Origin of the sequence: Micromonospora sp. NPDC001898 (assembly GCF_042891255.1) — a bacterium.
Lineage (GTDB): Bacteria > Actinomycetota > Actinomycetes > Mycobacteriales > Micromonosporaceae > Micromonospora.
In genome coordinates this window covers 535,147-557,508 of record NZ_JBIATC010000003.1, presented here as the reverse complement: position 1 = coordinate 557,508, position 22,362 = coordinate 535,147, and the positions used below count along the sequence as shown (strand labels likewise).

The 22,362-nt window shown below is 72.7% G+C and carries 22 protein-coding genes; 16 read left to right on the top strand and 6 right to left on the bottom strand.

All coding sequences use genetic code 11. The features are described 5' to 3' along the window. Nucleotides 1-47 precede the first annotated feature (47 nt). Both ACFYZF_RS10365 and ACFYZF_RS10360 read right to left on the bottom strand, forming a co-directional pair. The gene (locus tag ACFYZF_RS10365) at nt 48-1,505 is read right to left on the bottom strand and encodes a cellulase family glycosylhydrolase (protein WP_387017960.1); all 1,458 of its coding nucleotides are present in this window, start codon (nt 1,503-1,505) and stop codon (nt 48-50) included. A 292-nt stretch (nt 1,506-1,797) separates the two neighbouring features. Next, nucleotides 1,798-2,811: a LacI family DNA-binding transcriptional regulator gene (locus ACFYZF_RS10360; protein ID WP_387017959.1), complete on the bottom strand. Its 1,014-nt coding sequence runs from the start codon at nt 2,809-2,811 to the stop codon at nt 1,798-1,800. Between the two features lie 470 nt (nt 2,812-3,281). On the opposite strand from ACFYZF_RS10360, the gene ACFYZF_RS10355 reads away from it, so the two are divergent. The 7 genes from ACFYZF_RS10355 to ACFYZF_RS10325 all read left to right on the top strand — a co-directional run bounded on the left by ACFYZF_RS10355 (nt 3,282) and on the right by ACFYZF_RS10325 (nt 10,183). Then, a complete protein-coding gene (locus tag ACFYZF_RS10355; RefSeq protein ID WP_387018415.1) occupies nt 3,282-4,460 on the top strand; it encodes a Cmx/CmrA family chloramphenicol efflux MFS transporter in 1,179 nt (392 codons plus the stop codon). A 68-nt stretch (nt 4,461-4,528) separates the two neighbouring features. Then, on the top strand, nt 4,529-6,196 hold the full coding sequence (gene araB / locus ACFYZF_RS10350) for a ribulokinase (RefSeq protein ID WP_387017956.1): 1,668 nt from the start codon (nt 4,529-4,531) through the stop codon (nt 6,194-6,196). A 246-nt stretch (nt 6,197-6,442) separates the two neighbouring features. Then, nucleotides 6,443-7,078, top strand: a complete 636-nt coding sequence (locus ACFYZF_RS10345) for an RICIN domain-containing protein (RefSeq protein WP_387017953.1) — start codon at nt 6,443-6,445, stop codon at nt 7,076-7,078. Between the two features lie 145 nt (nt 7,079-7,223). After that, nucleotides 7,224-8,231 (top strand): ion transporter, encoded by a 1,008-nt coding sequence (locus tag ACFYZF_RS10340; RefSeq protein ID WP_387017951.1) that lies wholly within the window; start codon nt 7,224-7,226, stop codon nt 8,229-8,231. Nucleotide 8,232: 1 nt separating this feature from the next. After that, a complete protein-coding gene (locus ACFYZF_RS10335) occupies nt 8,233-8,988 on the top strand; it encodes a dienelactone hydrolase family protein (protein ID WP_387017948.1) in 756 nt (251 codons plus the stop codon). A gap of 115 nt (nt 8,989-9,103) precedes the next feature. Next, nucleotides 9,104-9,976: an LLM class flavin-dependent oxidoreductase gene (locus ACFYZF_RS10330; protein ID WP_387017945.1), complete on the top strand. Its 873-nt coding sequence runs from the start codon at nt 9,104-9,106 to the stop codon at nt 9,974-9,976. A gap of 84 nt (nt 9,977-10,060) precedes the next feature. Continuing rightward, nucleotides 10,061-10,183, top strand: a complete 123-nt coding sequence (locus ACFYZF_RS10325; RefSeq protein WP_387017942.1) for a hypothetical protein — start codon at nt 10,061-10,063, stop codon at nt 10,181-10,183. Between the two features lie 51 nt (nt 10,184-10,234). On the opposite strand, the gene ACFYZF_RS10320 is transcribed toward ACFYZF_RS10325, so the two are convergent. Continuing rightward, on the bottom strand, nt 10,235-11,599 hold the full coding sequence (locus tag ACFYZF_RS10320; RefSeq protein WP_387017939.1) for a carbohydrate-binding protein: 1,365 nt from the start codon (nt 11,597-11,599) through the stop codon (nt 10,235-10,237). Between the two features lie 135 nt (nt 11,600-11,734). Between ACFYZF_RS10320 and ACFYZF_RS10315 the strand changes: the two genes are divergently transcribed. Continuing rightward, nucleotides 11,735-11,920, top strand: coding sequence for a hypothetical protein (locus ACFYZF_RS10315; protein WP_387017937.1), 186 nt, complete (start codon nt 11,735-11,737; stop codon nt 11,918-11,920). A gap of 15 nt (nt 11,921-11,935) precedes the next feature. Further along, on the top strand, nt 11,936-12,301 hold the full coding sequence (locus ACFYZF_RS10310) for a snapalysin family zinc-dependent metalloprotease (protein ID WP_387017934.1): 366 nt from the start codon (nt 11,936-11,938) through the stop codon (nt 12,299-12,301). Nucleotides 12,302-12,466: 165 nt separating this feature from the next. Here the strand turns inward: ACFYZF_RS10310 and ACFYZF_RS10305 are convergent, their stop codons facing one another. Further along, nucleotides 12,467-13,396, bottom strand: a complete 930-nt coding sequence (locus ACFYZF_RS10305) for a diacylglycerol/lipid kinase family protein (RefSeq protein WP_387017932.1) — start codon at nt 13,394-13,396, stop codon at nt 12,467-12,469. A gap of 86 nt (nt 13,397-13,482) precedes the next feature. Further along, on the bottom strand, nt 13,483-14,310 hold the full coding sequence (locus tag ACFYZF_RS10300) for an amidohydrolase family protein (RefSeq protein WP_387017930.1): 828 nt from the start codon (nt 14,308-14,310) through the stop codon (nt 13,483-13,485). Nucleotides 14,311-14,420: 110 nt separating this feature from the next. On the opposite strand from ACFYZF_RS10300, the gene ACFYZF_RS10295 reads away from it, so the two are divergent. From ACFYZF_RS10295 to ACFYZF_RS10265, 7 genes are all read left to right on the top strand, one after another. Next, entirely contained in the window at nt 14,421-15,668 is a 1,248-nt protein-coding gene (locus ACFYZF_RS10295; protein ID WP_387017928.1) for a M20 family metallopeptidase, read from the top strand. After that, the gene (locus tag ACFYZF_RS10290) at nt 15,665-16,666 is read left to right on the top strand and encodes a Gfo/Idh/MocA family protein (protein WP_387017925.1); all 1,002 of its coding nucleotides are present in this window, start codon (nt 15,665-15,667) and stop codon (nt 16,664-16,666) included. Before ACFYZF_RS10295 ends, ACFYZF_RS10290 begins: the two co-directional genes overlap by 4 nt. A 13-nt stretch (nt 16,667-16,679) precedes the next feature. Continuing rightward, nucleotides 16,680-17,975, top strand: a complete 1,296-nt coding sequence (locus ACFYZF_RS10285; protein WP_387017923.1) for an ABC transporter substrate-binding protein — start codon at nt 16,680-16,682, stop codon at nt 17,973-17,975. Nucleotides 17,976-18,038: 63 nt separating this feature from the next. Beyond that, nucleotides 18,039-18,998 carry a carbohydrate ABC transporter permease gene (locus ACFYZF_RS10280; protein ID WP_387017921.1) on the top strand — a complete coding sequence of 320 codons (960 nt, stop codon included), beginning with the start codon at nt 18,039-18,041 and terminating at the stop codon, nt 18,996-18,998. Then, the gene (locus tag ACFYZF_RS10275; protein ID WP_387017919.1) at nt 18,995-19,828 is read left to right on the top strand and encodes a carbohydrate ABC transporter permease; all 834 of its coding nucleotides are present in this window, start codon (nt 18,995-18,997) and stop codon (nt 19,826-19,828) included. The genes ACFYZF_RS10280 and ACFYZF_RS10275 overlap by 4 nt, the downstream gene beginning before the upstream one ends. A gap of 79 nt (nt 19,829-19,907) precedes the next feature. Then, nucleotides 19,908-20,261, top strand: a complete 354-nt coding sequence (locus tag ACFYZF_RS10270; RefSeq protein WP_387017916.1) for an L-rhamnose mutarotase — start codon at nt 19,908-19,910, stop codon at nt 20,259-20,261. 85 nt (nt 20,262-20,346) lie between these two features. Next, nucleotides 20,347-21,093, top strand: coding sequence for a metallophosphoesterase (locus tag ACFYZF_RS10265; RefSeq protein WP_387017914.1), 747 nt, complete (start codon nt 20,347-20,349; stop codon nt 21,091-21,093). Between the two features lie 130 nt (nt 21,094-21,223). Here the strand turns inward: ACFYZF_RS10265 and ACFYZF_RS10260 are convergent, their stop codons facing one another. Then, a complete protein-coding gene (locus tag ACFYZF_RS10260; protein WP_387017911.1) occupies nt 21,224-22,354 on the bottom strand; it encodes a mandelate racemase/muconate lactonizing enzyme family protein in 1,131 nt (376 codons plus the stop codon). Between the last annotated feature and the right edge of the window lie 8 nt (nt 22,355-22,362).

Genomic DNA, 22,362 nt, shown 5'->3' with positions numbered 1-22,362 from the left:
TGGGGCCGCCGAGCGCGGGCGGTCCCACCGGGTACGGGTGGCGGGGCTCAGCTGGTGGGGAAGTTGTCCGGGGTGCGGATCCGGTTGCGCATGAAGGTGCCGGACTCGGTCAGCACGGAGGGGCCGGTGTAGGTCCCGCCGTAGCAGGTGCCCGGGCGGAACGCGGCGCTGCCCTCGTCGGCGTCCGAGAACGTCCAGTTGGCGTAGCTGATCTTCAGCCGGTCCAGCAGATCCAGCCAGGCGGTGCTGCTGGCCGCGTCCACGGTGCCGCCACCGGTGTACGTGACGGTGCCGAACTCGGTGACGAACATGGGCAGCCGGGCGGCGGCGCGCTCCAGTTCGGAGCGGTAGCTGTCCTTGTGCGAGGCGGCGTAGAAGTGGAACGCGTACATGATGTTGCCGGCGTTCACCGGGTTGTTGACGACCTCGGTGGAGTTGCCGCCCTCGGAGACCCCGAGCGAGGACCAGCCACGGGTGCCGACGACGACGACCGCGTCCGGGTCGTTGGCGCGGATGACCGGGATGACCTGCTCGGCGTAGTTCTTGATGGTCGACCAGCTCACGCCGTTGGGCTCGTTGGTGATCTCGTAGATGACGTTGTTCTTGTTGGCGTGCCGGGCTGACACGGCGGCGAAGAACGTCTTGGCCCGCGCCAGGTTGAACATCGGGTCACCGGGGGTCAGCGTGTGGAAGTCGATCAGCGCGTACATGCCGCGCTCGGTGGCCTCGTCGACCAGCGTGTTGACCCGGTTGGTGAAGCCGGCGGGGTCGGTCTCGTAGCCGTCCTCCTGCACGTACATCGAGACGCGCAGCAGGTCGGCCAGCCAGTCCTTGGACAGCGCGTCGAGGGACGCGTCGTTGTGGCACTGGGAGAACCACTGGAGGCCGTGGGTGCTCATGCCCCGTAGCTGGATCGGCTTGCCGTACTGGTTGCACAGGTTGACCCCGCACACCCGGAGCTGGCCGTTGATCGCCACGGGCGTCGTGCCCCCCGGCGGCGGCGTGGTGGGCGGGGGCGTCGTCGGCGGGGGAGTGCTGGTCGGCGGCGGAGTGGTCGGCGGCGCGGTGGTGGGCGTCGTCCCGCCCGTGCACACCGTGCCGTTGAGCGTGAACGACGTCGGCGCCGGGTTGCTGCTCGTCCAGGAGCCGTTGAAGCCGACGTTGGTGCTCGCTCCGGTGGCCAGCGAGCCGTTGTAGCTCAGGCTCTGCGCGGTGACGGCGCTGCCGGTCTGGTTGAAGGTGGCCGACCAGCCCTGCACCACCCGCTGCCCGGAGTGGGGGAAGCCGAAGCCGAGGGTCCAGCCGTTGACCGCGGCCCCGAGGTTCTTGATGGTGACCGAGGCGGTGAACCCGCCGGCCCAACTGTTGGTGGTGTAGGTGACGGCGCAGCCCGTGGCCGCGCTGGCGTTGGTGGCCGGCAGGACCGCCGTCGCGCCCAGGGTCAGCGCGCCGACGGCGCCCGCCATGGCCAGGTGTCGTCGGGACGGGCGGGGGACTCTCTTCATCGGACCGTCTCTTCCGTCGGGAATGGTGGGGCGGGGCCCGGGACGGGGGTCGCCCCGGCGGTGGGGTGTGGTGCGGGACGTGCCTACGCGCGCATCCGCCCGATCGGCAGAGTCCCCGGGAGCGCTCCCACGGCAGCTTAGAGGCGTCCGTAACCTTCGTGCAACATGTCGATACATCGAAGTCCGGGAGCCCGCTGCCCGGTTCGGCGACCTGCGGCGCCCGGCCAGCGTCGCGCGGCGGTGCGGCGTCGCGCGGCGGTGCGGTGCCGTGCGGCGGTGCGGTGCCGTGCGGTCAGCGGGCGCGCGTGCTGTGCCGGACGATCAGCGGGGTGGCGAGCTCGATGCGGTGGCTGCCCAGTTCCTCGCCGTCCATCAGGTTGAGCAGCATCCGGGCAGCCATCGCCGCCATCTCGGTCAGCGGCTGGCGGACGGTGGTCAGCGGCGGCACCACCCACCGCGCGGCGTCCAGGTCGTCGAAGCCGACGACGCTCAGGTCGTCGGGCACCCGTAGCCCGCGCTCGTAGAGCGCCTCGTACGCCCCCCAGGCCATCTCGTCGGAGCACGCGAAGATCGCGGTGGGCGGCCGGGCCAGGTCGAGCAGGGCGTTCGTCTCCCGGTAGCCCGACGGTGAGGTGAAGTCCCCGGCGCGGACGTAGCCGGCGGGGATCCGCCGCCCGGCGGCGTCCATGGCGGCGCGGTACCCGTCGACCCGGGCCCGGCTGCACGGCACGGCGGCCGGCCCGCCGATCGCGGCGATCCGCTGGTGCCCGAGGCCGAGCAGGTGCTCGGTGGCGGCGCGCCCGCCCGCCCAGTTCGTGGCACCGACGGAGGGGATGTCCGCCTCGGGCTGCCCGGCCGGGTCGATGATCACCACCGGGATGCCCAGCTCGTCGAGCTGCCCACGCTGGCCGGTCGAGATGTCGGACAGCACGAGGAGCACGCCGTCGCAGCGCCGGGCGGCGAGCTGCTCGGTCCAGCGGCGGTCGGGGCGGCTGCGGTGCCGGCCGTGCACCGCGGAGACGACCACGCCGATCCCGGCCCGGTAGGCGAACTCCTCCACCCCGTCGATGATCTGCATCGCCCACGGGCTGCCCAGGTCCCGCAGCACCAGGTCGATCAGCCCGGCCCGGGCAGCCGGCCGGCTCGACCCGCGCGCGGTGTAGCCACGCTCGTCGAGCAGAGTCTGCACTCGCAGGCGGGTGCCCGGCGCGACGTCGGGTCGGCCGTTGAGCACCTTCGAGACGGTGGGGACCGAGACGCCGGCGGCGTGCGCGATCTCCGCCAGCGTCGCCCGCCGCTGCTCCATGACATCTCCCTCACGAGGTCGGCCCGGCCGCAGCATATCCCGAAACTTTCGGCGGTCGACCCTCCCGGAACCGGTGCCGCTCCAGTCGTCGCGGCCGTCTCCCCCTCCACCACTGCCCGACAGCCGAAACATCTCCGAAACCTTCGGCCGTTCGGGGCCGCTCGCGGACCTCGATGGCCAGCATCTTGGCGACGATGCATGTGAGCGCTGTCGTGGGGCGCGAGGTCGGCGACCCGCGCCCCGGGCAAAACCCGGTTGCGTGACGACCGGTGGTTTTGGGTAGTGTTCGCGCCATGTCGAGCCCTGAGGCATCCAAGGTGGGGGCTTTCGGTCACGCCGTCAGCCCCCTGAACCACTGAGTTCATCGCCCGCTTCCCCGCAGCCTCGCTGCACGGGACATTCGCGCGCGCCCTGGGGTGCTGGCCGCGGTGACGAGACGTCTTCTCGTTCCTCTCACCTCGGAGCTCTTGATGCCTCTGCCGCTCTACCTGCTTGCCGTGGCGGTCTTCGCCATGGGTACCTCGGAGTTCATGCTCGCCGGCCTGGTGCCGGACATCGCCACGAGCCTCGACGTGTCGGTCGGGGCCGCCGGGCTTCTGACCTCGGCGTTCGCTGTCGGGATGATCGTCGGCGCACCGACGATGGCGGCGCTCGCGCGCTGGTGGCCCGCCCGGGCCAGCCTGCTGGGCTTCGTCCTGGTTTTCGCCGTGGCCCACGTCGCGGGCGCCCTCACCACGAGTTTTGCGGTTCTGTTCGGCACCCGGGTGATCGCCGCCCTGGCCAACGCGGGCTTCCTGGCTGTGGCACTGAGCACGGCGGCCACGCTGGTCGCACCTGATCAGAAAGGGCGCGCGTTGGCGGTGCTGCTCTCGGGTACGACGGTGGCCACCATCGCTGGTGTTCCCGGCGGTGCGGTGCTCGGCACGTTGCTCAGCTGGCGGGCGACCTTCTGGGCGATCGCACTGCTCTGCCTTCCCGCTGCCCTCGGCGTCGTGAAGGGCATCCCGGCCCGGGTCGGAAAAACCCCTCGGGACACTCGGGCCGGCTTGTCTCTTCGGCACGAGATCGCCCAGCTCGCGATGCCCAGGCTGGTCCTGGTCATGCTGCTCGGTGCCCTGGTCAACGCTGCCACCTTCGCCACGTTCACCTTCCTGACACCGATCGTGACCGACACCGCAGGCCTGGGCGAGCTGTGGGTCTCGGTCGTGCTGGTGCTCTTCGGTGTCGGGTCCTTCGTCGGCGTCACCCTCGCGGGACGGCTCTCCGATCAGCGTCCCGGCATCGTGATCGCTGTCGGTGGCCCGTTGCTGTTGCTCGGCTGGGTCGCGTTGGCGACCCTGGCTGCCCGGCCGGTGGCGCTTCTGCTCCTCGTGTTCGTGCAGGGCACGCTTTCCTTCGCGTTGGGCGGCACCCTGATCGCCAGGGTGCTCTACGAGGCGGCAGGCGCCCCCACCATGGGAGGGTCGTATGCGACCGCGGCGCTCAACATCGGTGCTGCTGGCGGCCCCGTCGTTGCGGCAGCGACCCTCGGGGCCGATGCTGGCGACCTCGGCCCGGTGTGGGTCAGCGGCCTCCTGGTCGCGGTCGCACTGCTCATCGGCCTGCCGCTGCGGCGCTTCATCGCACCCCGCGTCGGCCAGGCGATCTGATGCGGCCCTCGACCCGCAGTCCGGCCCGAACAGCTAGCAGAGTCGCCAGCGGGTGAGCGGAGGGTGTCATGAGCGTTGCGCCAGGGCCGGGGGACCGGTACGTCGTCGGTGTCGACTACGGCACGCTGTCGGGTCGGGCGCTGGTGGTGCGCGTCGGCGACGGCGCCGAGCTGGGCACGGCGGTGCACGAGTACCGGCACGGCGTGATGGACTCGGCGCTCGCCGTCGACGGGCGGGCGTTGCCGGCGGACTGGGCCCTGCAGGACCCGCAGGACTACCGCGACGTGCTGCGGCACGCGGTCCCGGCCGCCCTGGCCGCCAGCGGCATCGACCCGCGGCGCGTCGTGGGCGTCGGCATCGACTTCACGGCCTGCACGGTGCTGCCCACCCTGGCCGACGGCACCCCGCTGTGCGAGCTGCCCGAGCTGCGCACCCGCCCGCACGCCTGGGTCAAGCTGTGGAAGCACCACGCCGCCCAGCCCCAGGCTGACCGGATCAACGCCCTGGCCCACGCCCGTGGCGAGCCGTGGATCGGCCGCTACGGCGGCAGGGTCTCCGCCGAGTGGCAGTTCGCCAAGGGCCTGCAACTGCTGGAGGAGGACCCGGAGGTCTACCACCGGGCCGAGCGGTGGATCGAGGCCGCCGACTGGATCGTCTGGCAGCTCTGCGGCGTCGAGACCCGCAACGTGTGCGCCGCCGGCTACAAGGGCCTCCACCAGGACGGCCGGTACCCGTCCCGGGACTACCTGGCCGCCCTGCACCCCGGCTTCGCCGACTTCGTCGCCAAGATCGACGGTCCGCTCGCCCCGCTGGGCGCCCGGGCCGGCGGGCTGACCGGGCAGGCCGCGGCGTGGACCGGCCTGCCCGAGGGCGTCACCGTGGCGGTCGGCAACGTCGACGCCCACGTCACCGCCGCCGCCGCGCGGGCCCTCGACCCGGGCCGGCTGGTCGTCATCATGGGCACCTCCACCTGCCACATGGTCAACGCCACCGAGCTGGCCGAGGTGGCCGGCATGTGCGGCGTCGTGGACGGCGGGATCAGCGCCGGCTCCTGGGGCTACGAGGCCGGCCAGAGCGCCGTCGGCGACATCTTCGGCTGGTACGTCGCGCACGCCGCCCCCGCCGGCTACGCCTCGCACGAGGCGCTGACCGCTGCCGCCACCGCCCAGCCCGTCGGCGCGCACGGCCTGGTGGCGCTGGACTGGTGGAACGGCAACCGCTCCCCGTTGGTCAACCACGACCTCAGCGGGCTGATCGTCGGGCTCACCCTGGCCACCCGTCCGCCGGACGTCTACCGTGCCCTGCTGGAGTCCACCGCGTACGGCACCCGCATGATCATCGAGGCGTACGCCGAGGCGGGCGTGCCGGTCGACGAGCTGATCGCGGCCGGGGGGCTCACCGCCAACGCCCTGTTGATGCAGATCTACGCCGACGTCACGAAGCGCCCGCTGGGCATCATCGGCTCCGCGCAGGGCCCGGCACTGGGCTCGGCGATCCACGCGGCGGTCGCCGCCGGCGCGTACCCCGACGTGCCGGCCGCCTCGGCGGCGATGGGCCGGGTCGACCGCGACGTGTACCGGCCCGACCCGGAGCGGGCCCGCGCCTACGACGCGCTGTACGCCGAGTACCGGCGGCTGCACGACCACTTCGGCCGGGGTGGCGACGACGTGCTGTTGCGCCTGCGCGCCATCCGCAACGCGGCCCGGCGGGCGGCCGACCACGACCCGGCCGGGTAGGCCGCGGCCCCCCTCGGGGTGGTGGCATGAGCCGGAAGCTGCCCGCCGAGGCGGCGCGGCCCACCGCTCGGATCGCGCGGCGCTGTGGGGCGGCGCCTATGGAGCTGAGCCGACGCTCCCGGCCGGGACGCTGCGACGAGTCGACCCTGTCCGGTGCCGTCCGGGAAACCACCGGACAGCACCGGCCTCCGCGATGCTGGACCGACCTGGTCACCGTCCGATTACCACAACAGGTGAGGAGCTGTAGTGATCGAAGTACGCGGAAGGACACGGTCGGAAAGCCTGCCCGGCGGGTCACGCGATCGCCGGGGCGGCCTGCGTGTCGCGCTTGAGTCGCTGCTCGGTGTGTTCCTGGCCGGCAGCCTGCTGCTGCTCGGCGCCGGAGCAGCCCAGGCCGGTGCCGGCACGCCGCAGGCCCGGGGGAGTGCGACACCGGGAACCCAGGCGATCGACTACTACGAGTTCCGGGCGCGGCACAGTGACAAGTGCCTGGACGTGGCGAACGCCAGCACCGCCCACCTCACGCCGGTCGTGCAGGGCAACTGCTGGGGCGGGACGAACCAGCACTGGCGGTGGATCGCGGTCGGGAACGGCTACTACGAGATCCGGGCGCAGCACAGTGACAAGTGCCTGGACGTGGCGAACGCCAGCACCGCCCACGGCACGCCGGTCGTGCAGGGCAACTGCTGGGGCGGGACGAACCAGCACTGGCGTTTCGTCCTGCTCTCCAACGGCTTCTACGAGATCCGGGCGCGACACAGTGACAAGTGCCTGGACGTGGCGAACGCCAGCACCGCCCACGCCGCCCGGGTCGTGCAGGGCGACTGTTGGGGTGGGACCAACCAGCACTGGCGGCTCGCGTACGCCGGTACCTGGGGCTGATCCCGACGGTGCTCCTGTGGTGGGTCAGGCTCCGCGCTCGTGGCGGGGCCTGACCCCGTCGGTGCCGGTCGTCGCTCGACGGGGCTCGCCTACGCCCGTCCCGGCGCGTGACGTCGCCGGTCGGTGCCCTCGGTAGGGTGGGGCCATGCTCGACGTACCCTGGCCGGCGTCGACCGAGGACCGACCGGGGCGCCGGGCCGGGCCGCCAGGGCTGGCCGGGTGGTGCCTACGGGTCGTCCGGTCGCGGCTCTTCGAGGTCGCCATCGTCGTGCTCATCATGGCCAACGGGGTGGTGCTCGGCGTCGAGACGTACCGCGACCTGGGGCCGGCGCGGCCGGTGCTGCAATGGTTGGAGTGGGTCTTCCGGGCCGCCTTCGTCTTCGAGATCACCGTCCGGGTGCTGGCCTACGGTCGCCGGCCGCAGGACTTCTTCCGGCACGGATGGAACGTCTTCGACTTCGTCGTGACAGTCGCGATCTTCCTGCCCGGCCTGCACGGCGACTCCGCGCTGCTGCGCGTCGTGCGGGTCGCCCGGATGCTGCGGTTGGTGCGGTTCTCGCCCGGGCTGCGCACCATCGTCGCGGCGCTGTTGCGCAGCCTGCCGGGCGTCGCCGGTTTCCTCGCGCTGGCCGGGGTGACCCTCTACGTGTACGGGATGGCCGGCTGGCTCATCTTCGGCGAGGCCCAGCCGGAGCAGTACGGCGACATCGGACGGTCGCTGCTGACCCTGTTCGTGCTGCTGTCCCTGGAGACGCTGCCGGACCTCGTCGAGCAGGGCATGGCCCTGTCCCCGTGGACCCTGGTCTACTACGTCAGCTACGTCATCATCACCGTGAACCTGCTGCTCAACATCCTGATCGCGGTCATCGTCAACTCGATGGAGGAGGCCCGTCGGCTGGAGATGACCGAGCGGCTCGGGCCCGGCTACGACGAGGACGGCGACGGGGTGCCCGACGAGGTGGACCGGATCGCGCTCACGCAGCGACTGGACGACCTGCGGGCCGTCATCGGCGAGCTGGAGCGGGAGCTGCGCATCGACCGGGACGACCGGCCGCCCCGACCCCGTCGCGACCCGGGGGAGCCGGCCACCGAAACCGGGGCCGCCAGCCGGGCGGATAGGGTGCGGACCGGACGACGACCCGATGGAGGATGACGTGGCGCACACGACGACGGTGGACGTGCCGGTGGGCGACGGCGTCGCCGACGCGATCCTGGCCCGGCCGGACGGCGACGGCCCGTTCCCGGCCGTGCTGTTCTTCATGGACGCGTTCGGCCTGCGACCCCGGCTGGTCGAGATGGCCGGGCGGATCGCCTCGCGGGGGCACGTCGTGCTGGCGCCCAACCTGTTCCACCGGGCCGGCCGGGCCCCGCTGTTCGACCTCTCCCGCCTGAACGACCCGGAGGAGCGCGGCCGGGCCTTCGAGCGGATCATGCCGCTCGTCGCCGCGCTGACCCCTGAGGTGGTGGCCGGGGACACTGCGGCGTACCTGGACTTCCTGGCCACCCGGGACGACGTCGCGCCCGGCCCGGTGGTGGTCACCGGCTACTGCATGGGCGGTACGAACGCCCTGCGCGCCATCGAGGCGCATCCCGACCGGATCGCGGCGGTGGCCAGCTTCCACGCCGGGCGGGTCGTCACCGACGCGCCGGACAGCCCCCACCTGGGCGTCGGCTCGGTGACCGGCGAGCTGTACTTCGCCCACGCCGACCAGGACCGGTCCATGACGCCCGAGCAGATCGCGACGTTGGAGGCGGCGCTCGACGCGGCCGGGGTCCGGCACCGGTCCGAGCTGTACGTCGGCGCCGCCCACGGGTTCACCATGGCCGACACCGCCGCCTACGACGAGCGGGCCGCCGAACGGCACTGGGTCGCCCTGTTCGACCTGCTGGACCGCACCTTCCGCGGCTGAGCGCCTTCGAGAAGGTGGGATCGGGTCGGTGTCCCGTGGCAGCCGCCGGCCCTTCGGACGCCGCGACGAACACCGGTGTTTGAGTCACCCCGCCGCGCCGGGGGACAATACCGGCATGACGGATCTCGGTGTGGTGTTCCTGCCGCAGTCGCCGCCGGAGCGGCTGCGCGACATCGTCCTGGCCGCCGACGAGGCCGGGCTTGAGGAGCTGTGGCTCTGGGAGGACTGCTTCCTGGAGGGCGGCATCGCCACGGCCGCAGCCGCCCTGGCCTGGACCGAGCGGGTCCGCGTCGGGGTGGGCCTGCTGCCGGTGCCGCTGCGCAACGTCGCGCTGACCGCGATGGAGGTCGCCACCCTCGAACGGCTCTTCCCTGGCCGGTTCCGCGTCGGCGTGGGCCACGGCGTGCAGGACTGGATGGGGCAGGTGGGCGCCCGGGTCGAGTCGCCGTTGACCCTGCTGCGGGAGTACCTAACGGCGCTGCGCGCGCTGCTGGCCGGGGATCGGGTGACGACCGAGGGCCGGTACGTGCGGCTCTCCGAGGTGGCGCTGGACTGGCCTCCGCAGGCCCCGGTCCCGTTGCTGGCCGGCGCGACGGGGCCGAAGTCCATGCGGCTGTGCGGCGCCGCCGCCGACGGCGTGGTGCTCACCGGCGGCACCACCCCGCAGGGGGTACGCGATGCGCTCGCCCTCGTCGCCGAGGGCCGGGAAGAGGCCGGGCGGGTCGGCGCGTACCCGGTCGTCGTCTACCTGCACGCGGCCACCGGCCCGGACGCCGACGCGCGGTTGGAGCGGGAGCGGGAACGCTGGGGCTACTCGACGATGGCGGACCGGGCGGTCTCCGGCGACGCCGAGGCGGTGGCGGCCGGGGCGCGGCGGTGGGCCGAGGCGGGGGCGGACACGATCGTTCTGCAACCGACCCCGGACGATCCCGATCCGGAGGGCTTCGTGCGCTTCGTCGCCCGGGACGTCCGCCCGCTGCTGGCCTGATCGACGCGCCGGCCGGGGCGCGTCCGGCCCGGTCCGCGCCGGGCCGGACGCCACACGGGGGTGGTTCCCCGCACGACCAGGCCGGTGTTGAGGCAGTCGGTCTGGACGGTGGAGCCCTGCACGGTGCCGGCGGGGTACGAGTCGCCGGCGCAGCCGTGCATGTGGCGGCTGCTGGAGCTGGTGCGTTCGGAGCTCGCGGGGCGGTGAACGGAATCACCGGCCCGGAAAGGTCCGGGCCGGTGATTCGGAACTGCTCGGTCAGCGTCCCTGGAGGGCTTTCACGTTGTCGCCGAAGGTCCAGCTCTTGGAGCCGTCCCAGTTGATCGACCAGGTCATCAGGCCCTTGAGGCCGCTGACGCTGTTGTACGCCTGTGAGACCAGGGACGGGGTCATGTAGCCACCGCCCGCTCCGGGCTGCGCGGGAAGGCCGGGCACCTGCTTGTCGTACGGAACCTTGATCGTCACGCCTTGGATCGTCAGCCCGTTGTTGAGGCACTGGGTCTGCACGGTGAAGCCCTGCACGGTGCCGGCCGAGTAGGAGTCGCCGGCGCAGCCGTACATGCTGCCGTTGTAGTACTGCATGTTCAGCCACCACAGCCGGCCGTTGTCGGCGTACTTCTTGACGATCGGCAGGTACGCGCCCCAGATCGAGCCGTAGGTGACGCTGCCGCCGGTGACGTACGCGGTCTCCGGCGCCATGGTGAGGCCGAACCCGGCGGGCATCTGGGCGAGCACGCCGTCGATGATGCGGATCAGGTTCGCCTGCGACGCCGAGAGTTGGTTGATGTTGCCGCTGCCGGTGAGGCCGGTCTCGATGTCGATGTCGATGCCGTCGAAGTTGTAGCGCTTGAGGATCGGCACGATGGTGGCGACGAACCGGTCGGCGACGGTCGCCGAGCCGAGGTCGATGCCGGCAGCCGCGCCGCCGATGGACATCAGGATGGTCAGGCCGGCGGCCTTGGCCCGGCACATCTCCGCCGGGGTGGGCACCTTCACGGTGACGTCCATGCCGTCTTCCCACAGCGCGGTGCCGTCGGCGCGGATCACCGGGAACGCGGCGGTGACCACGTTGTACCCGTGGGCGGTGATCCGGGAGTCGGTGATCGGGATCCAGCCCAGCGGCGGGTGCACGCCGTTGGCCGCGCCGTCCCAGTTCTCCCAGTATCCCTGGAGCACCTTGCCGGCCGGCCTAGTCTTGACCGCGCAGGTCTCCGTGCCCGGCGTCGTGGTCGGCGTCGGCGTGGGCGACGCGGTCGGCGTGGGCGACACGGTCGGCGACACGGTGGGGGAGGGCGACGAGGACGCGGTGGGCGTGGGGGAGGGGGTGCCGTCGCAGGGCCCGAGGTCCTTCCACAGCGCGGGCGTGGACGCGGGGTTCCAGCCCGCGCCGGTCGGCGGGGTGTGCGTCACGAGGGCCTGGTAGATCCGGCCGGCGTAGCTGACCCGGGTGCCCGCCGGATAGCTGGTGCCCTCGGCCCAGCCGGGGGCGGAGCAGGCCACGGCGGCGGCCGGCGCCGGGTCGGTGGCCGCCGCGGCGAGACCGCCCGTGGCGGTGAGGGCCCCGGTGGCGACGACCAGCGTCGCCCCCGCCAGTAGGGCGGTGGCCCTGCGTCGAAGTCTCATGACATCTCCTCTCGTCGATGGGCGGGAGCGTATCAGTAAAGATTGTTAAATAAAAAGAGGCGTTGCTATCGATCTATATCGATGAATACGCTGACCCGGTCCCCGCTCGTCCCGTCACCCAGTGGAGCGTGACCCATGCGTCTGTCCAAGGTGTCCCGGATCCTCGCCACCCTCGCCGCCGTCACGATGGCGACGCTCGGCCTCACCGCCGTGCAGGCCGCGCCGGCCTCCGCCGCCGTCAGCAACGTCTGCTACAACACCAGCCAGGCTGGCCCCTTCGCCAGCTACGCCAACCAGGCCGCCACGATCTGGAACAACTAAACCAACAACATCAACATGGCCCAGTGCGGCTCGAACCTGGTGATCTCCTACACCTACGGCGGCGGCTCGTACGCCCAGCGCACGAGCCTCGGCAACGGTCGCGTCGTCATCGACTACTACCAGGCCCAGCAGTACAGCCCGCTGCGGATCATGACCCACGAGATCGGGCACATCCTCGGCCTGCCGGACAACTACAACGGCAACTGCGCCCTCCTGATGTCCGGCGGCAGCGCCGGCACCTCCTGCACCAACCCGTACCCGAGCGCCGCCGAGGCCGCCAGGGTCGACCAGCTCTTCGGCTTCGCACCCCGGAGCGCGACCGGCGCCGGCGTCTTCACCGGCAGCTGGCCGGCCCCGGCAACGGTTGGCGCCCAGCACTGACCCTCGACCGCCCACCACCCGGGCCGGGGCCGGCGCACCGCGCCGACCCCGGCCCACCCCTTGCGCGGTGATCAAGAGTATTGCGTCAGGTTCGCGCCGAGCCCACGCAAACCTCTTGATCACCGCTCCGGGACGTGCGGCCTGGAGTGGCGCTGCGGCGGCCGGTCAGCGGTCCTTGCTGTCGGCGGGGGCCATCACCCGCAGCGCGTTGGCGGCCAGGCCGATCCGGATCGGGGTGTGGCCGCACAGCTCGCCGTCGACCTCGACGCGCGCCGGTCGGTCGGTCTCCAGCCACAGCTCGCCGACGGCGAGGAACGGGGTCTCGGCCAGCGTGCGGCGGTGACCCGTCGCCACGTTGCGGGCGGTGTCCCGCAGCAGCCCGCGCCGGGTCGGCCCGCCGACCGGGTACGCGACCAGCAGCCGGTCGTCGGCGTCGGCGTCCACCGTGATCGGCCGCCCGGCGTGGAAGCCGCCGTTGGCCACGTAGATCTGGTGGGTGTGGAACTCGTGCGTCGTTCCCCCGGTCCGGACGGTGGCCCGCAGCGCCCGGTGCCGGGCCAGCAGCGCCAGCGCGGTGGCCGGGTACGCGAGCCGGCCGGTGACCCGCTTCAGGGCGGGGGGCGTCCGGAGCATGATGTCGGCCGACAGTCCGACGCCGACGTGGTTGGCGAACGGCACGTCCCCGGCCAGCCCCAGGTCGACGTCTATCACCTTGCCCTCGGCCAGGACGGCCACGGCGCTGTCGAGGTCGAGCGGGAGGCCGAGGGTGCGGGCGAAGTTGTTGGTGGTGCCCAGCGGCAGCAGCCCCAGCGCGACGTCGCGGTGGGCGAGCAGCCGCGCGGCGGCGCTCTGCGTGCCGTCGCCGCCGCCCGCCACGAGCAGGTCCGGCCCGAGCGCGAGGGCGTCGTCCAGGCTCCGTTCCAGCTCGCCGGGGCGGTCGGCCGGGTAGCAGCCGAGCAGGGTGAAGCCGGCCTCCGCCAGCCGGGCACGGGCGTGCTCGTAGAGCCGGCGGCCCTGGCGCGAGCGGGCGTTGACCACCAGCGCCGCCCGCCGCTCCCGCCGGATGGCCGCGCCCAACTCCTGCTTCGTCCGCATGGGTGCCGACCCTATCTCCGCCCGGCCCCGGGAGTCCCGCCGGAACTCCGTGGGCCTCGGGAACGCCGGCCGGTGAAGGCTGTGCGTCAGCACCGGCCCAGGGCGCGGCGGAGGTTGCCGCCGAACACGTCGGCCGCCTCGGCGGCGGAGAGCCCGTCCAGCCCGACCGGGTGCAGCGTCTGCGCGAACGACACGTGGTCCAGGCTGGGGGAGAAGTCCGAGCCCCAGTACAGCCGTGCCGGGCCGAATCGGTCCAGCAGCAGGTCGACGAATGGCCGGGCCGCGGCGTGCGGGTACGCGTCGGCGGGGTCGCTGACGGCGTACAGGGCGGAGACCTTGACCCCGACGTGGGGCAGCCGGGCCAGCTCGGTGAGCGGGGCGAGCCGGCCCGCGACCGCCTCCGGGGTCGGGACCGTCGGGTGCCGGCCGGGCAGGCCGAGGTGGCTGAGGAGCACCGCGCACCCGTCGAGGGCGGCCGACGCCCGGCCGAGCCGGCCGGCGGCCTCCGGGGTGGCGTTGAGGCTGACCACCGCCGCCGCGTCGTTGAGCGACCCGGCGGCCGTCGCGGCCCAGTCGGCGAACGCGTCGGCCGAGGCCGGGTCCGGCAGGTACGCGGCGACGCCCGCGAAGCCCGCCGACCGGATCCGGTCCAGGCCGCGCCGGTCCGTGCCGGTGGCCGGCAGGTACGCCAGCGGCGCGATCCAGTCGTGCTCGGCCGCGAGCCGCGCGAGATGGCCGTTGTTGCCGGCGAACTCCGGTGCGCCCTCGTAGCCGACCACGAGCGCCCGGTCGATGTCGTGTTCGCGACGCAACGTCTGGTAGACGGCGAATTCGTCGCCCCCGGCCGGGGACCGTCCGTAGCGGCCGGGGTAACCGTCGGCGAACAGGTGCAGGTGTGCGTCGGCGCGTGGCATGGCCGGACCCTAACCGATTCCGGCAGCACCATTGACGTGGGAGGACCCCTCCTTTAGGTTCTTGTCTCAATTAGGTCCGGATTATCGGCCGCAGGCGAGGGGTGGACCGCGTGGTGCAGGCGCACGAGGACGTTGACGATCTGGTACGGCTGCGTCGGCAGCTTCACCAGCACCCGGAGCTGCGGTTCACGGAACGGCAGACCGCAGCGGTTCTCGCCGACCGGCTCGCCCCGATCGCCCGGGTCCGCTCCGGAGTCGCCGGGACCGGCCTCGTGGCCGAGATCGAAGGACGTGCGTCGGGGCCCTCCGTTCTGCTTCGGGCCGATATGGACGCCTATCCGGTCCAGGACGCCAAGGAGGTGCCCTGGGCGTCCGGCAACGCCGGGGTCTGCCACGCCTGCGGGCACGACGTGCACATGGCCGTCGTGCACGGCGTCGCGGCCCGGCTCGCGGCCGACCCGCCCGCCCGGGGCTCGGTGACCGTGCTGTTCCAGCCGGCCGAGGAGATCCCGTTCGGCGAGGACTCCGGCGCCGCCGCGGTGCTCGCCGACGACGCCCTGCGCGGCCGGCGCTTCGACGCCGTCCTCGGCCTGCACTGCTGGCCCGACCTGCCGGTCGGGACGGTCGGTGTGGACCGGATGACCGCGATGGCGGCCAAGGACGCCTTCCGGGTCGAGGTGCTCGGCCGGGCCGCGCACGCCGCCACCCCGGCGCTCGGCCGCGACGCCATCCTCGGCCTGGCCGGCATGATCACCCTGCTGCACGCCGGAGTGGCCCGCTCCCGCAACCCACACGAGCTGGTCGCGTTCAACATCGGCACGATTGACGGCGGGGCCAGCCAGAGCCAGGTCGCCGAGCGGGCGGAGGCGACCGGCACGCTGCGCACCCACGACGAGGCCACCCGCGCCCGGCTCAAGGAGGTCATCGAGCGGATCGCCCGGCAGCAGGCCGCCGCGCTCGACCTCGGCCTGCGGTTCACCTGGGCCAACGAGATGCCCCCGGTGCGCAACGCCGCCTCGCTGGTGGCGCTCGCGCACGCCGAGCTGCCCGGCCTGGTCGAGGTCGCCGACCTGACCGCGCCCCCGCTGACCACCGACGACTTCGCCCTGCTCGGCGCGCTCGGCCCCAGCCTGTACGTCAAGCTCGGGGTCACCGGGGAACGCGGCGGCGCGCCGCTGCACTCCGGCGCGTTCGACGTGGACGAACGGTGCATCGGGGTGGGGGTGACCGCCCTGGAGCGCCTCACCCGGGCCGTCCTCGCCGGCCGGCTCGCCAAGGCCGGCACCGACGAGCCCGACGGAGCCGGTGAGGCCGCCCCCGGCGACCGCGTCGCCGCCGTCGAGGCGGTCCGCGCATGAGCCGCCCGTCGGTCGCCGTGGTCGGCGCGGGGGCGTTCGGCGTCCGGCACCTGGCCGCGTACCGGTCGCTCGGCGTGCCGGTGCGGGCGCTGGTCGAGTCGGACGCCGCGACCCGGCAGCGGGTCGCCGCAGAGTACGGGGTGCCGCAGACGTACGCCTCCGTGGCGGACCTGCTCGCCGCCGCCCCGCCCGACGCGGCGTCGGTGTGCGTGCCCGGCCCGGCGCACCGCCCGGTGGCCGTGGACCTGCTCACCGCCGGGGTGCCCGTGCTGGTGGAGAAGCCGCTGGCCGCGACCGTCACCGACGCCGCCGCCATCGTGGCCGCCGCCGGGCGTACCGGCGTGCTCTGCCAGCCGGGGCACATCCTGCGCTACAGCCCCCCGCACCGGGCCCTGTACGACGCGGTCCGCGCCGGCCGGCTCGGCGACGTGCTCGCCGTCTCGTCCCGCCGCGACCGGCCCCGGACGCTCAGCCGGCTCTTCCCGCGCGAACACCCCGCGCTGCTCACCGCCGTGCACGACATCGATCTGGCCCTCTGGTACGCCGGAGCGCCCGTGGTCGAGGTCCGCGCGGCGGCCCGGACCCGACCCGGATCGGCCACCCCGGTCCTGGTGTGGGCGGAGCTGCGGCACGCCAACGACGTCGTGTCGTCGATCCGCAACAGCTACCTGCTCCCCGAACACACCCCGAACCACACCTCGGACCTGGTCGAGGTGTACGGCACCGACGGGGTCGCGCACGTCGACCTCGGCCACCCCACCCTGCTCGTCCAGGGCGAGTCGACCGAGGCGCCCGACTGGCTCCTCTCCCCGGTCGACGGCGGCGGAGCGCTCGCCGCCGAGCTGCGGCACTTCCTCGGCCAGGTCGACGGCACCGAACCGACGGCGGTCGTCCCGCTCGCCGACGGCCTGCACGTCGTGCGGGTCGCCGAGGCCGTGGCCGACAGCGCCACCGCCGGCGGCGCGGTCCGCCGGATCCCCCCGAGCCCCCACTTGTGACAGGAGCTACCCGATGTTTCGACGGAGATTGGCCGGCGTCCTCGCCGCCGGCATGGCAGCCGCCGCGCTGCTGACCGCATGCGGCGGCGACGACGCCGCCGGCGGCCCGGTCACCCTCAAGGTGCTGACCTGGGAGCCGGGTGGCACCGAGTACTGGAAGCAGGTCAAGACCAGCTTCGAGGCCGGCCACCCGGACATCAAGCTGGAGATGCAGTCCGTACCGTTCGACAAGTACCCCGAGGTGCAGGGCCCGTACATCACCTCGCAGTCGGGGCCGGACGTGATGGCCAACAACGCCGGGCTGGAGCTGTTCGACCGGCGCGGCGCGTACGTGCCGCTGGGTGACAAGGCTGCCGAGATCACCAAGGACCTGGTCACCTACAGCGGCGCCTGCGAGGGCTTCGACACCGCCAAGGCCTGCTACGGCGTGCCCTTCTCCTACCAGGGCAACGTCCTCTACTACAACAAGGCCGTCCTGACCGCCGCCGGGCTCGACCCGGAGAAGCCGCCGGTGACCTGGGACGAGTTCGGCGCCGCCTGCGACGCGGTGAAGAAGGCCGGCAAGACCTGCCTGGCCCTCGGGCTGTCCGGCACCTTCCCGGCGTACTGGGACTTCCCGGAGATCGCCCGCAACTACCTCACCGAGGACGACATCCGCGCCCTGCTCGCCGGCAAGCTGTCCTGGAAGGACCCCAAGCTCGTCGCCGTGCTGGAGAAGCTCGCCGAGATCACCACCAAGGGCTGGGCCAACAAGAACGCCCCGTCGATCACCATGCTCCCCGACGGCGCCGACATCTTCCAGCGCGGCGACGCCGCGTTCGCCGGCACCATCATCTCCGACGCGGTGAACTGGGAGGCGTTCGGCAAGGCCCTCGGCGACGACAAGCTCGGCGTCACCCGGTGGCCGGCGGTCGACCCGTCCGCGCCGCTGGCGCAGAAGTTCTCCGGCATCGAGGGCGCCGTCTACGGCGTGACCCAGTGGAGCGAGAAGAAGCAGGCCGGCCTGGAGTTCATCAGCTGGCTGGCCGGCAAGGAGAACGGCGAGCTGTGGGTCAAGCACGGCAAGGGCCAGCCGTTGAACAAGAACGTCGACAAGGCGCTGCTGCCCTCGTCGCCGGCCTTCCAGAAGATCCAGGAAATGGTTGCCCAGCCGACCCTGCACGCCGGGGTGATGCTCTCCGGCCCCGAGGCCGACGCCCTGGCCCGTGGCTGGCAGCAGGTCACCCTCGGCCAACTCACCGTCGACAAGTGGGCCGACCAGATGCAGCAGGCGCTGGAGCGTAGCCCGACGAAGAAGCAGACCAAGTAGCAGCACCCCGGGCGGGGCGACGCCGTGTCGCCCCGCCCGGCCAGCCCGGGGGAAGGAACCCTGATGACGATCTCCACCGCGCCGGTGTCGGAGCCGGTGGCCGCCGACACCCCGCCCGCGCCGGCCCGCCGCCCGCCACGACCCGGGCGGGCCCGGGAGTGGTGGCTGGCCGCCGCGCTGGTGCTGCCCGCCCTCGTGCTGGCCGTGCTGTTCAAGCTGGTGCCCCTCGTGCGGGGCGTGCTCACCAGCTTCGAGTCGTCCAGCGGGTTCGGCGGCAGCGAGTTCGCCGGGGCGGACAACTACACCCGGATGTTCGACGACTCGATGGTCCTCACCAGCTTCCGCAACGCCCTGCTGGTGGTGGCCACCCTGCCGGTGTGGATCGTGCTCCCGCTGGTGCTGGCGCTGCTGATCCACCAGCGCTCGCCGGGCTGGAAGTTCTTCCGGGCCGTCTACTTCGTGCCGTACACCATCGCGCCCATCGTCGTCGGCATCATGTTCCGGCAGATCCTCTCCCCCGACGGGCCGCTGAACGCCCTGCTGCGCGGCGTCGGCCTGGAGCCGCTGGCGATCGAGTGGCTCAACGGCCGGTACAGCGCGCTGTTCTCGCTGGTCGCGGTCGCCCTGTGGAGCTTCTTCGGGCTCGGCGTGATGACCTACCTGGCCGGCCTGTCCACCATTCCCGACGAGATGCTGGAGGCGGCGTACCTCGACGGCGCCGGGTTCTTCCGGCGGCTGTGGTCGGTGGTCGTGCCGATGCTGCGCCCGACCGTGGCGTACTGGAGCGTGGTCTGCGCCTCCGGGGTGCTGATCTGGCTGTTCCCGCTGATCTACGCGCTGACCCAGGGCGGGCCGGGCGACGCCACCATGCTCCCCGAGTACCTGGTCTTCCTCACCACCTTCCAGTTCCTTGACCGCGGCTACGGCTCGGCCATCGGCATCGCCCTGTTCGTCTTCGTCGCCGTGCTGTCGATCTTCAGCGTGCGGCACATGTTCACAGAGGGGACCCGCAAGCCGCGATGAACCCGCGCCACTCCGCCCGGATCGGGCGCTACCTGCTGACCTTCGCGCTGGTCGTCGTCGCCGTCGCGGCGATCTACCCGCTGCTGTTCACCGTGGTCAGCTCCCTGAAGACGCAGTCCGGCTTCGCCCACGACCCGCTGGGCCTGCCGGCCGGGATCACCCTGGACAACTACCTCGAGGCGTTCCGCCGGATGGACATGCCCCGGCTGCTGCTCAACTCGCTGATCACCACGCTCGGCGGGCTGGTGCTGTCGGTGCTCGCCGCGCTGTTCGTCGCGTACGCGGTGACGAAGATGCGCTTCCGCGGCGGGAAGATCGTCTTCCTGCTGATCATCGTGACGCTGACGATCCCCAGCCAGGCGATCATCTACCCGCTCTACCAGACGGTGCTGGACCTGGGCATGTCCGGCCAGTACCAGGGCCTGATCCTGGCGTACGCCGCGTTCGGGCTGCCGCTGGGCACGTACCAGCTCGCGGGGTACTTCCAGCAGATTCCCGACGAGCTGATCGAGGCGGCCCGGGTCGACGGCGCGGGACACCTGACCATCCTGTTCCGGCTGCTCGCCCCGATCGCCACCCCGGCCCTGGCGGCGCTGGCCATCTTCAACTTCGTCTGGATGTGGAACGACCTGCTGCTGCCCCTGGTCATCATGGGCGGCTCGGACAGCAAGACGCTGATGGTCGGCGTCTCCATGCTCAGCGGCCAGTACGACGTGTCGGTGCCGCTGGTCAGCGCCGGGCTGATCGTCGCCCTGCTGCCGGTGCTGATCATCTACCTGGTCTTCCAGCGGCAGCTCGTCTCCGGCGCGCTCGCCGGCTCCGGCAAGTGACGGTTTCCGGTCGCCCCGGGGCGACCCCCTGTCCACCCGGGCCGGTGGCGGCCCTGCCCCCGGCCCGGCGGGGCGTCCGGTGAGCGCCACCGCCGGGCCGGGGGAGCAGGTCTGCCACCTGTACCGGTTGCGCCCCGGCGCGGAGGCCGAGTACGAGCGCCGCCACGCCGAGATATGGCCGGAGCTGTCCGCGCTGCTGGACGAGGCGGGCATCTACGACTACGCCATCTACCGGCGAGACCTGCTGCTGATCTGCGTGCTGCGCACCCGGTGGGGCTTCACCCGCGCGGGCGCGGTCACCGGCGCCTCGGACGTGCAGGCCCGCTGGACGGCGTCGCTGGCCCACCTGTTCGCCGAGATCGCCGACGCCGACGGCGAGCCGCTGTGGGCGCACCCGGTCTTCCACCACCCCGGCCGCCCGCCGACCCGCTGAACTGTCGCGCCGCTACCTGACGCGGGCATGATCAGCGAGCATGCTTCCCCTAATGCCCAGGATGAGAACAGCCATTAGGGGAAGCATGCTCGTCATCGCGCATCTCAGCGACACGCACCTCGACAGCCATCCTCGGTCGGCCGAACGGACCGCCCGGGTGATGGACCACCTGCACGCCCTGCCCCGACCGGTCGACGCGATCCTGATCAGCGGGGACATCGCTGACCACGGCGAGGTGGCCGAGTACCGGATCGCCGCGAAGCTCTTCGCGTCCCCGCTGCCTGTCATGCTCTGCCCCGGTAACCACGATGTCCGTGCCGCGTACCGCAAGGGTCTGCTCGGTGACGAGGGCGGCGGCAACGGCCCGATCAACACCCGGTACGACGTCGCCGGCGCGGTCTTCCTGCTCGCCGACTCGTCGATTCCGGGCGAGGACGACGGCCACCTCGACGCGGAGACCATGGACTGGCTCGCCGACCACCTCGGCTCGGTGCCGGCCGGGACACCGGTCTTCGTCTCCTTCCACCACCCGCCGGTCGAACTGCACCACCCCGTCATCGATTCGATCCGGCTGTTCCCCGCCGAGCCGCTGGCCGAACTGCTGGCCGCTCATCCGCAGGTCGTCGCGGTACTGACCGGGCACTTCCACACCGCCGCAGCGAGCACCTTCGCCGGGCGGCCACTGCGGATCGCGCCCGGCGTCGTCTCCACGCTCCGGCTGCCCTGGGAGGGTGACGGGCCGCTGGTCGATCTGCGGCAGCCGCCCGGGGTGGCGTTTCACGTCTACGACGATGCGGGGCTGCTGACCACCCACTACCGGGTGGTGGTCTGAGGATTCGGGGAATCTCCGTACTCGGCTTCCTGGTCGCCCTCGCGCCGATCACCATGACGGCGGGGACCAGCCTGACCCTGGTCGTATCGCGGGGTCGCCGCGGACGGCGGCGGGTAGCAGATGCCCTTCCCTACACCGCGTACGCGACCGAACCGTCGGCGCGCAGCGGGATGCGGGTCAGCGGCCGGCCGGTCAGGTCCAGCGGTCGCTCGTCGGTCAGGTCGAGCGTCACGCCCAGCCCGGGGGCCTGCGGCACCGGCAGGAACCCGCCCTCGCGGCGGACGCAGGCCCGGGCCGGCCCGTCGGCGAGCCGGTCGTCGATCGGGGAGTACTCCTGGGTGACGAAGTTCGGGATGACCGTGTCGAGCTGCACCGAGGCCATGGTCAGCAGCGGGCCGAGGCAGTTGTGGGTGACCACGGCCGCGTGGTACGCCTCGGCGAGCGCGGCGATCTTCCGGCCGTGGCTGAGCCCGCCGGCGAGCCCGACATCGGGCCGGACGTACTGGGCGCCGCCCTGGGCGAGCAACTCCTTGAACTCCCAGATGGTGTGCAGCCGTTCCCCGTTGGCCATCGGCACGCCGAGCGCCCGGCGGGCCACCTCGGCCTGGCTGCTCACGCTGTCGATCTGGATCGGGTCCTCCACCAGCAGCGGGTGGTGCCGGGCCAGCGCCGGCACCACGGCCGTGGCCTGCAACGGGGTGAGCTTGCGGTGCAGCTCGATGAGCAGGTCGACGTCCGGGCCGACGGTGTCGCGCACCGCCGCCGTGGTGGCCTCGGTCTCGGCGACGAGGCGGGCCAGCGACACGTCGCCGTAGTCGGCGGGCAGCGGGTCGAACTTCACGGCGGTGAAGCCGTCGGCGACGGCTGCGGCGGCCTGGGCCGCGAGGGCCTCCGCCCCGGTGCCGCCCAGCAGCAGGTGCAGCCGGATCCGGTCGCGCACCCGGCCGCCGAGCAGCTGCCACACCGGCACACCGAGCCGCTTGCCCAGCAGGTCCCACAGGGCCAGGTCGACGGCCGAGACGGCGGCGGTGAGCACCGAGCCGCGGAACGGTCCCATCCGGTAGAGGTGGTGCCAGTGGTGCTCGATCCGGTTGGGGTCCGCCCCGAGCAGGTACGGCCGGAACGTCTCCACCACGGCGTGCACCGCCGTCGGGTATCCCCAGCAGGCGGACTGGCCGACACCGGTCAGCCCGTCCGACGTGCGCAGCTGGACGAAGTGCGCGTCGCCGCGCACCACGGACTCCACCTCGGCGATCTCCATGCCCGCTC

Bases quoted from the DNA above. Each gene is read 5' to 3' on its own strand.
- araB (WP_387017956.1), top strand. From the start codon at position 4,529: ATGAGCGTTGCGCCAGGGCCGGGGGACCGGTACGTCGTCGGTGTCGAC.
- ACFYZF_RS10355 (WP_387018415.1), top strand. From the start codon at position 3,282: ATGCCTCTGCCGCTCTACCTGCTTGCCGTGGCGGTCTTCGCCATGGGT.
- ACFYZF_RS10340 (WP_387017951.1), top strand. From the start codon at position 7,224: ATGCTCGACGTACCCTGGCCGGCGTCGACCGAGGACCGACCGGGGCGC.
- ACFYZF_RS10280 (WP_387017921.1), top strand. From the start codon at position 18,039: ATGACGATCTCCACCGCGCCGGTGTCGGAGCCGGTGGCCGCCGACACC.
- ACFYZF_RS10330 (WP_387017945.1), top strand. From the start codon at position 9,104: ATGACGGATCTCGGTGTGGTGTTCCTGCCGCAGTCGCCGCCGGAGCGG.
- ACFYZF_RS10290 (WP_387017925.1), top strand. From the start codon at position 15,665: ATGAGCCGCCCGTCGGTCGCCGTGGTCGGCGCGGGGGCGTTCGGCGTC.
- ACFYZF_RS10285 (WP_387017923.1), top strand. From the start codon at position 16,680: ATGTTTCGACGGAGATTGGCCGGCGTCCTCGCCGCCGGCATGGCAGCC.
- ACFYZF_RS10310 (WP_387017934.1), top strand. From the start codon at position 11,936: ATGGCCCAGTGCGGCTCGAACCTGGTGATCTCCTACACCTACGGCGGC.
- ACFYZF_RS10275 (WP_387017919.1), top strand. From the start codon at position 18,995: ATGAACCCGCGCCACTCCGCCCGGATCGGGCGCTACCTGCTGACCTTC.
- ACFYZF_RS10265 (WP_387017914.1), top strand. From the start codon at position 20,347: ATGCTCGTCATCGCGCATCTCAGCGACACGCACCTCGACAGCCATCCT.
- ACFYZF_RS10320 (WP_387017939.1), bottom strand. From the start codon at position 11,599: ATGAGACTTCGACGCAGGGCCACCGCCCTACTGGCGGGGGCGACGCTG.
- ACFYZF_RS10360 (WP_387017959.1), bottom strand. From the start codon at position 2,811: ATGGAGCAGCGGCGGGCGACGCTGGCGGAGATCGCGCACGCCGCCGGC.
- ACFYZF_RS10300 (WP_387017930.1), bottom strand. From the start codon at position 14,310: ATGCCACGCGCCGACGCACACCTGCACCTGTTCGCCGACGGTTACCCC.
- ACFYZF_RS10260 (WP_387017911.1), bottom strand. From the start codon at position 22,354: ATGGAGATCGCCGAGGTGGAGTCCGTGGTGCGCGGCGACGCGCACTTC.
- ACFYZF_RS10315 (WP_387017937.1), top strand. From the start codon at position 11,735: ATGCGTCTGTCCAAGGTGTCCCGGATCCTCGCCACCCTCGCCGCCGTC.
- ACFYZF_RS10365 (WP_387017960.1), bottom strand. From the start codon at position 1,505: ATGAAGAGAGTCCCCCGCCCGTCCCGACGACACCTGGCCATGGCGGGC.
- ACFYZF_RS10305 (WP_387017932.1), bottom strand. From the start codon at position 13,396: ATGCGGACGAAGCAGGAGTTGGGCGCGGCCATCCGGCGGGAGCGGCGG.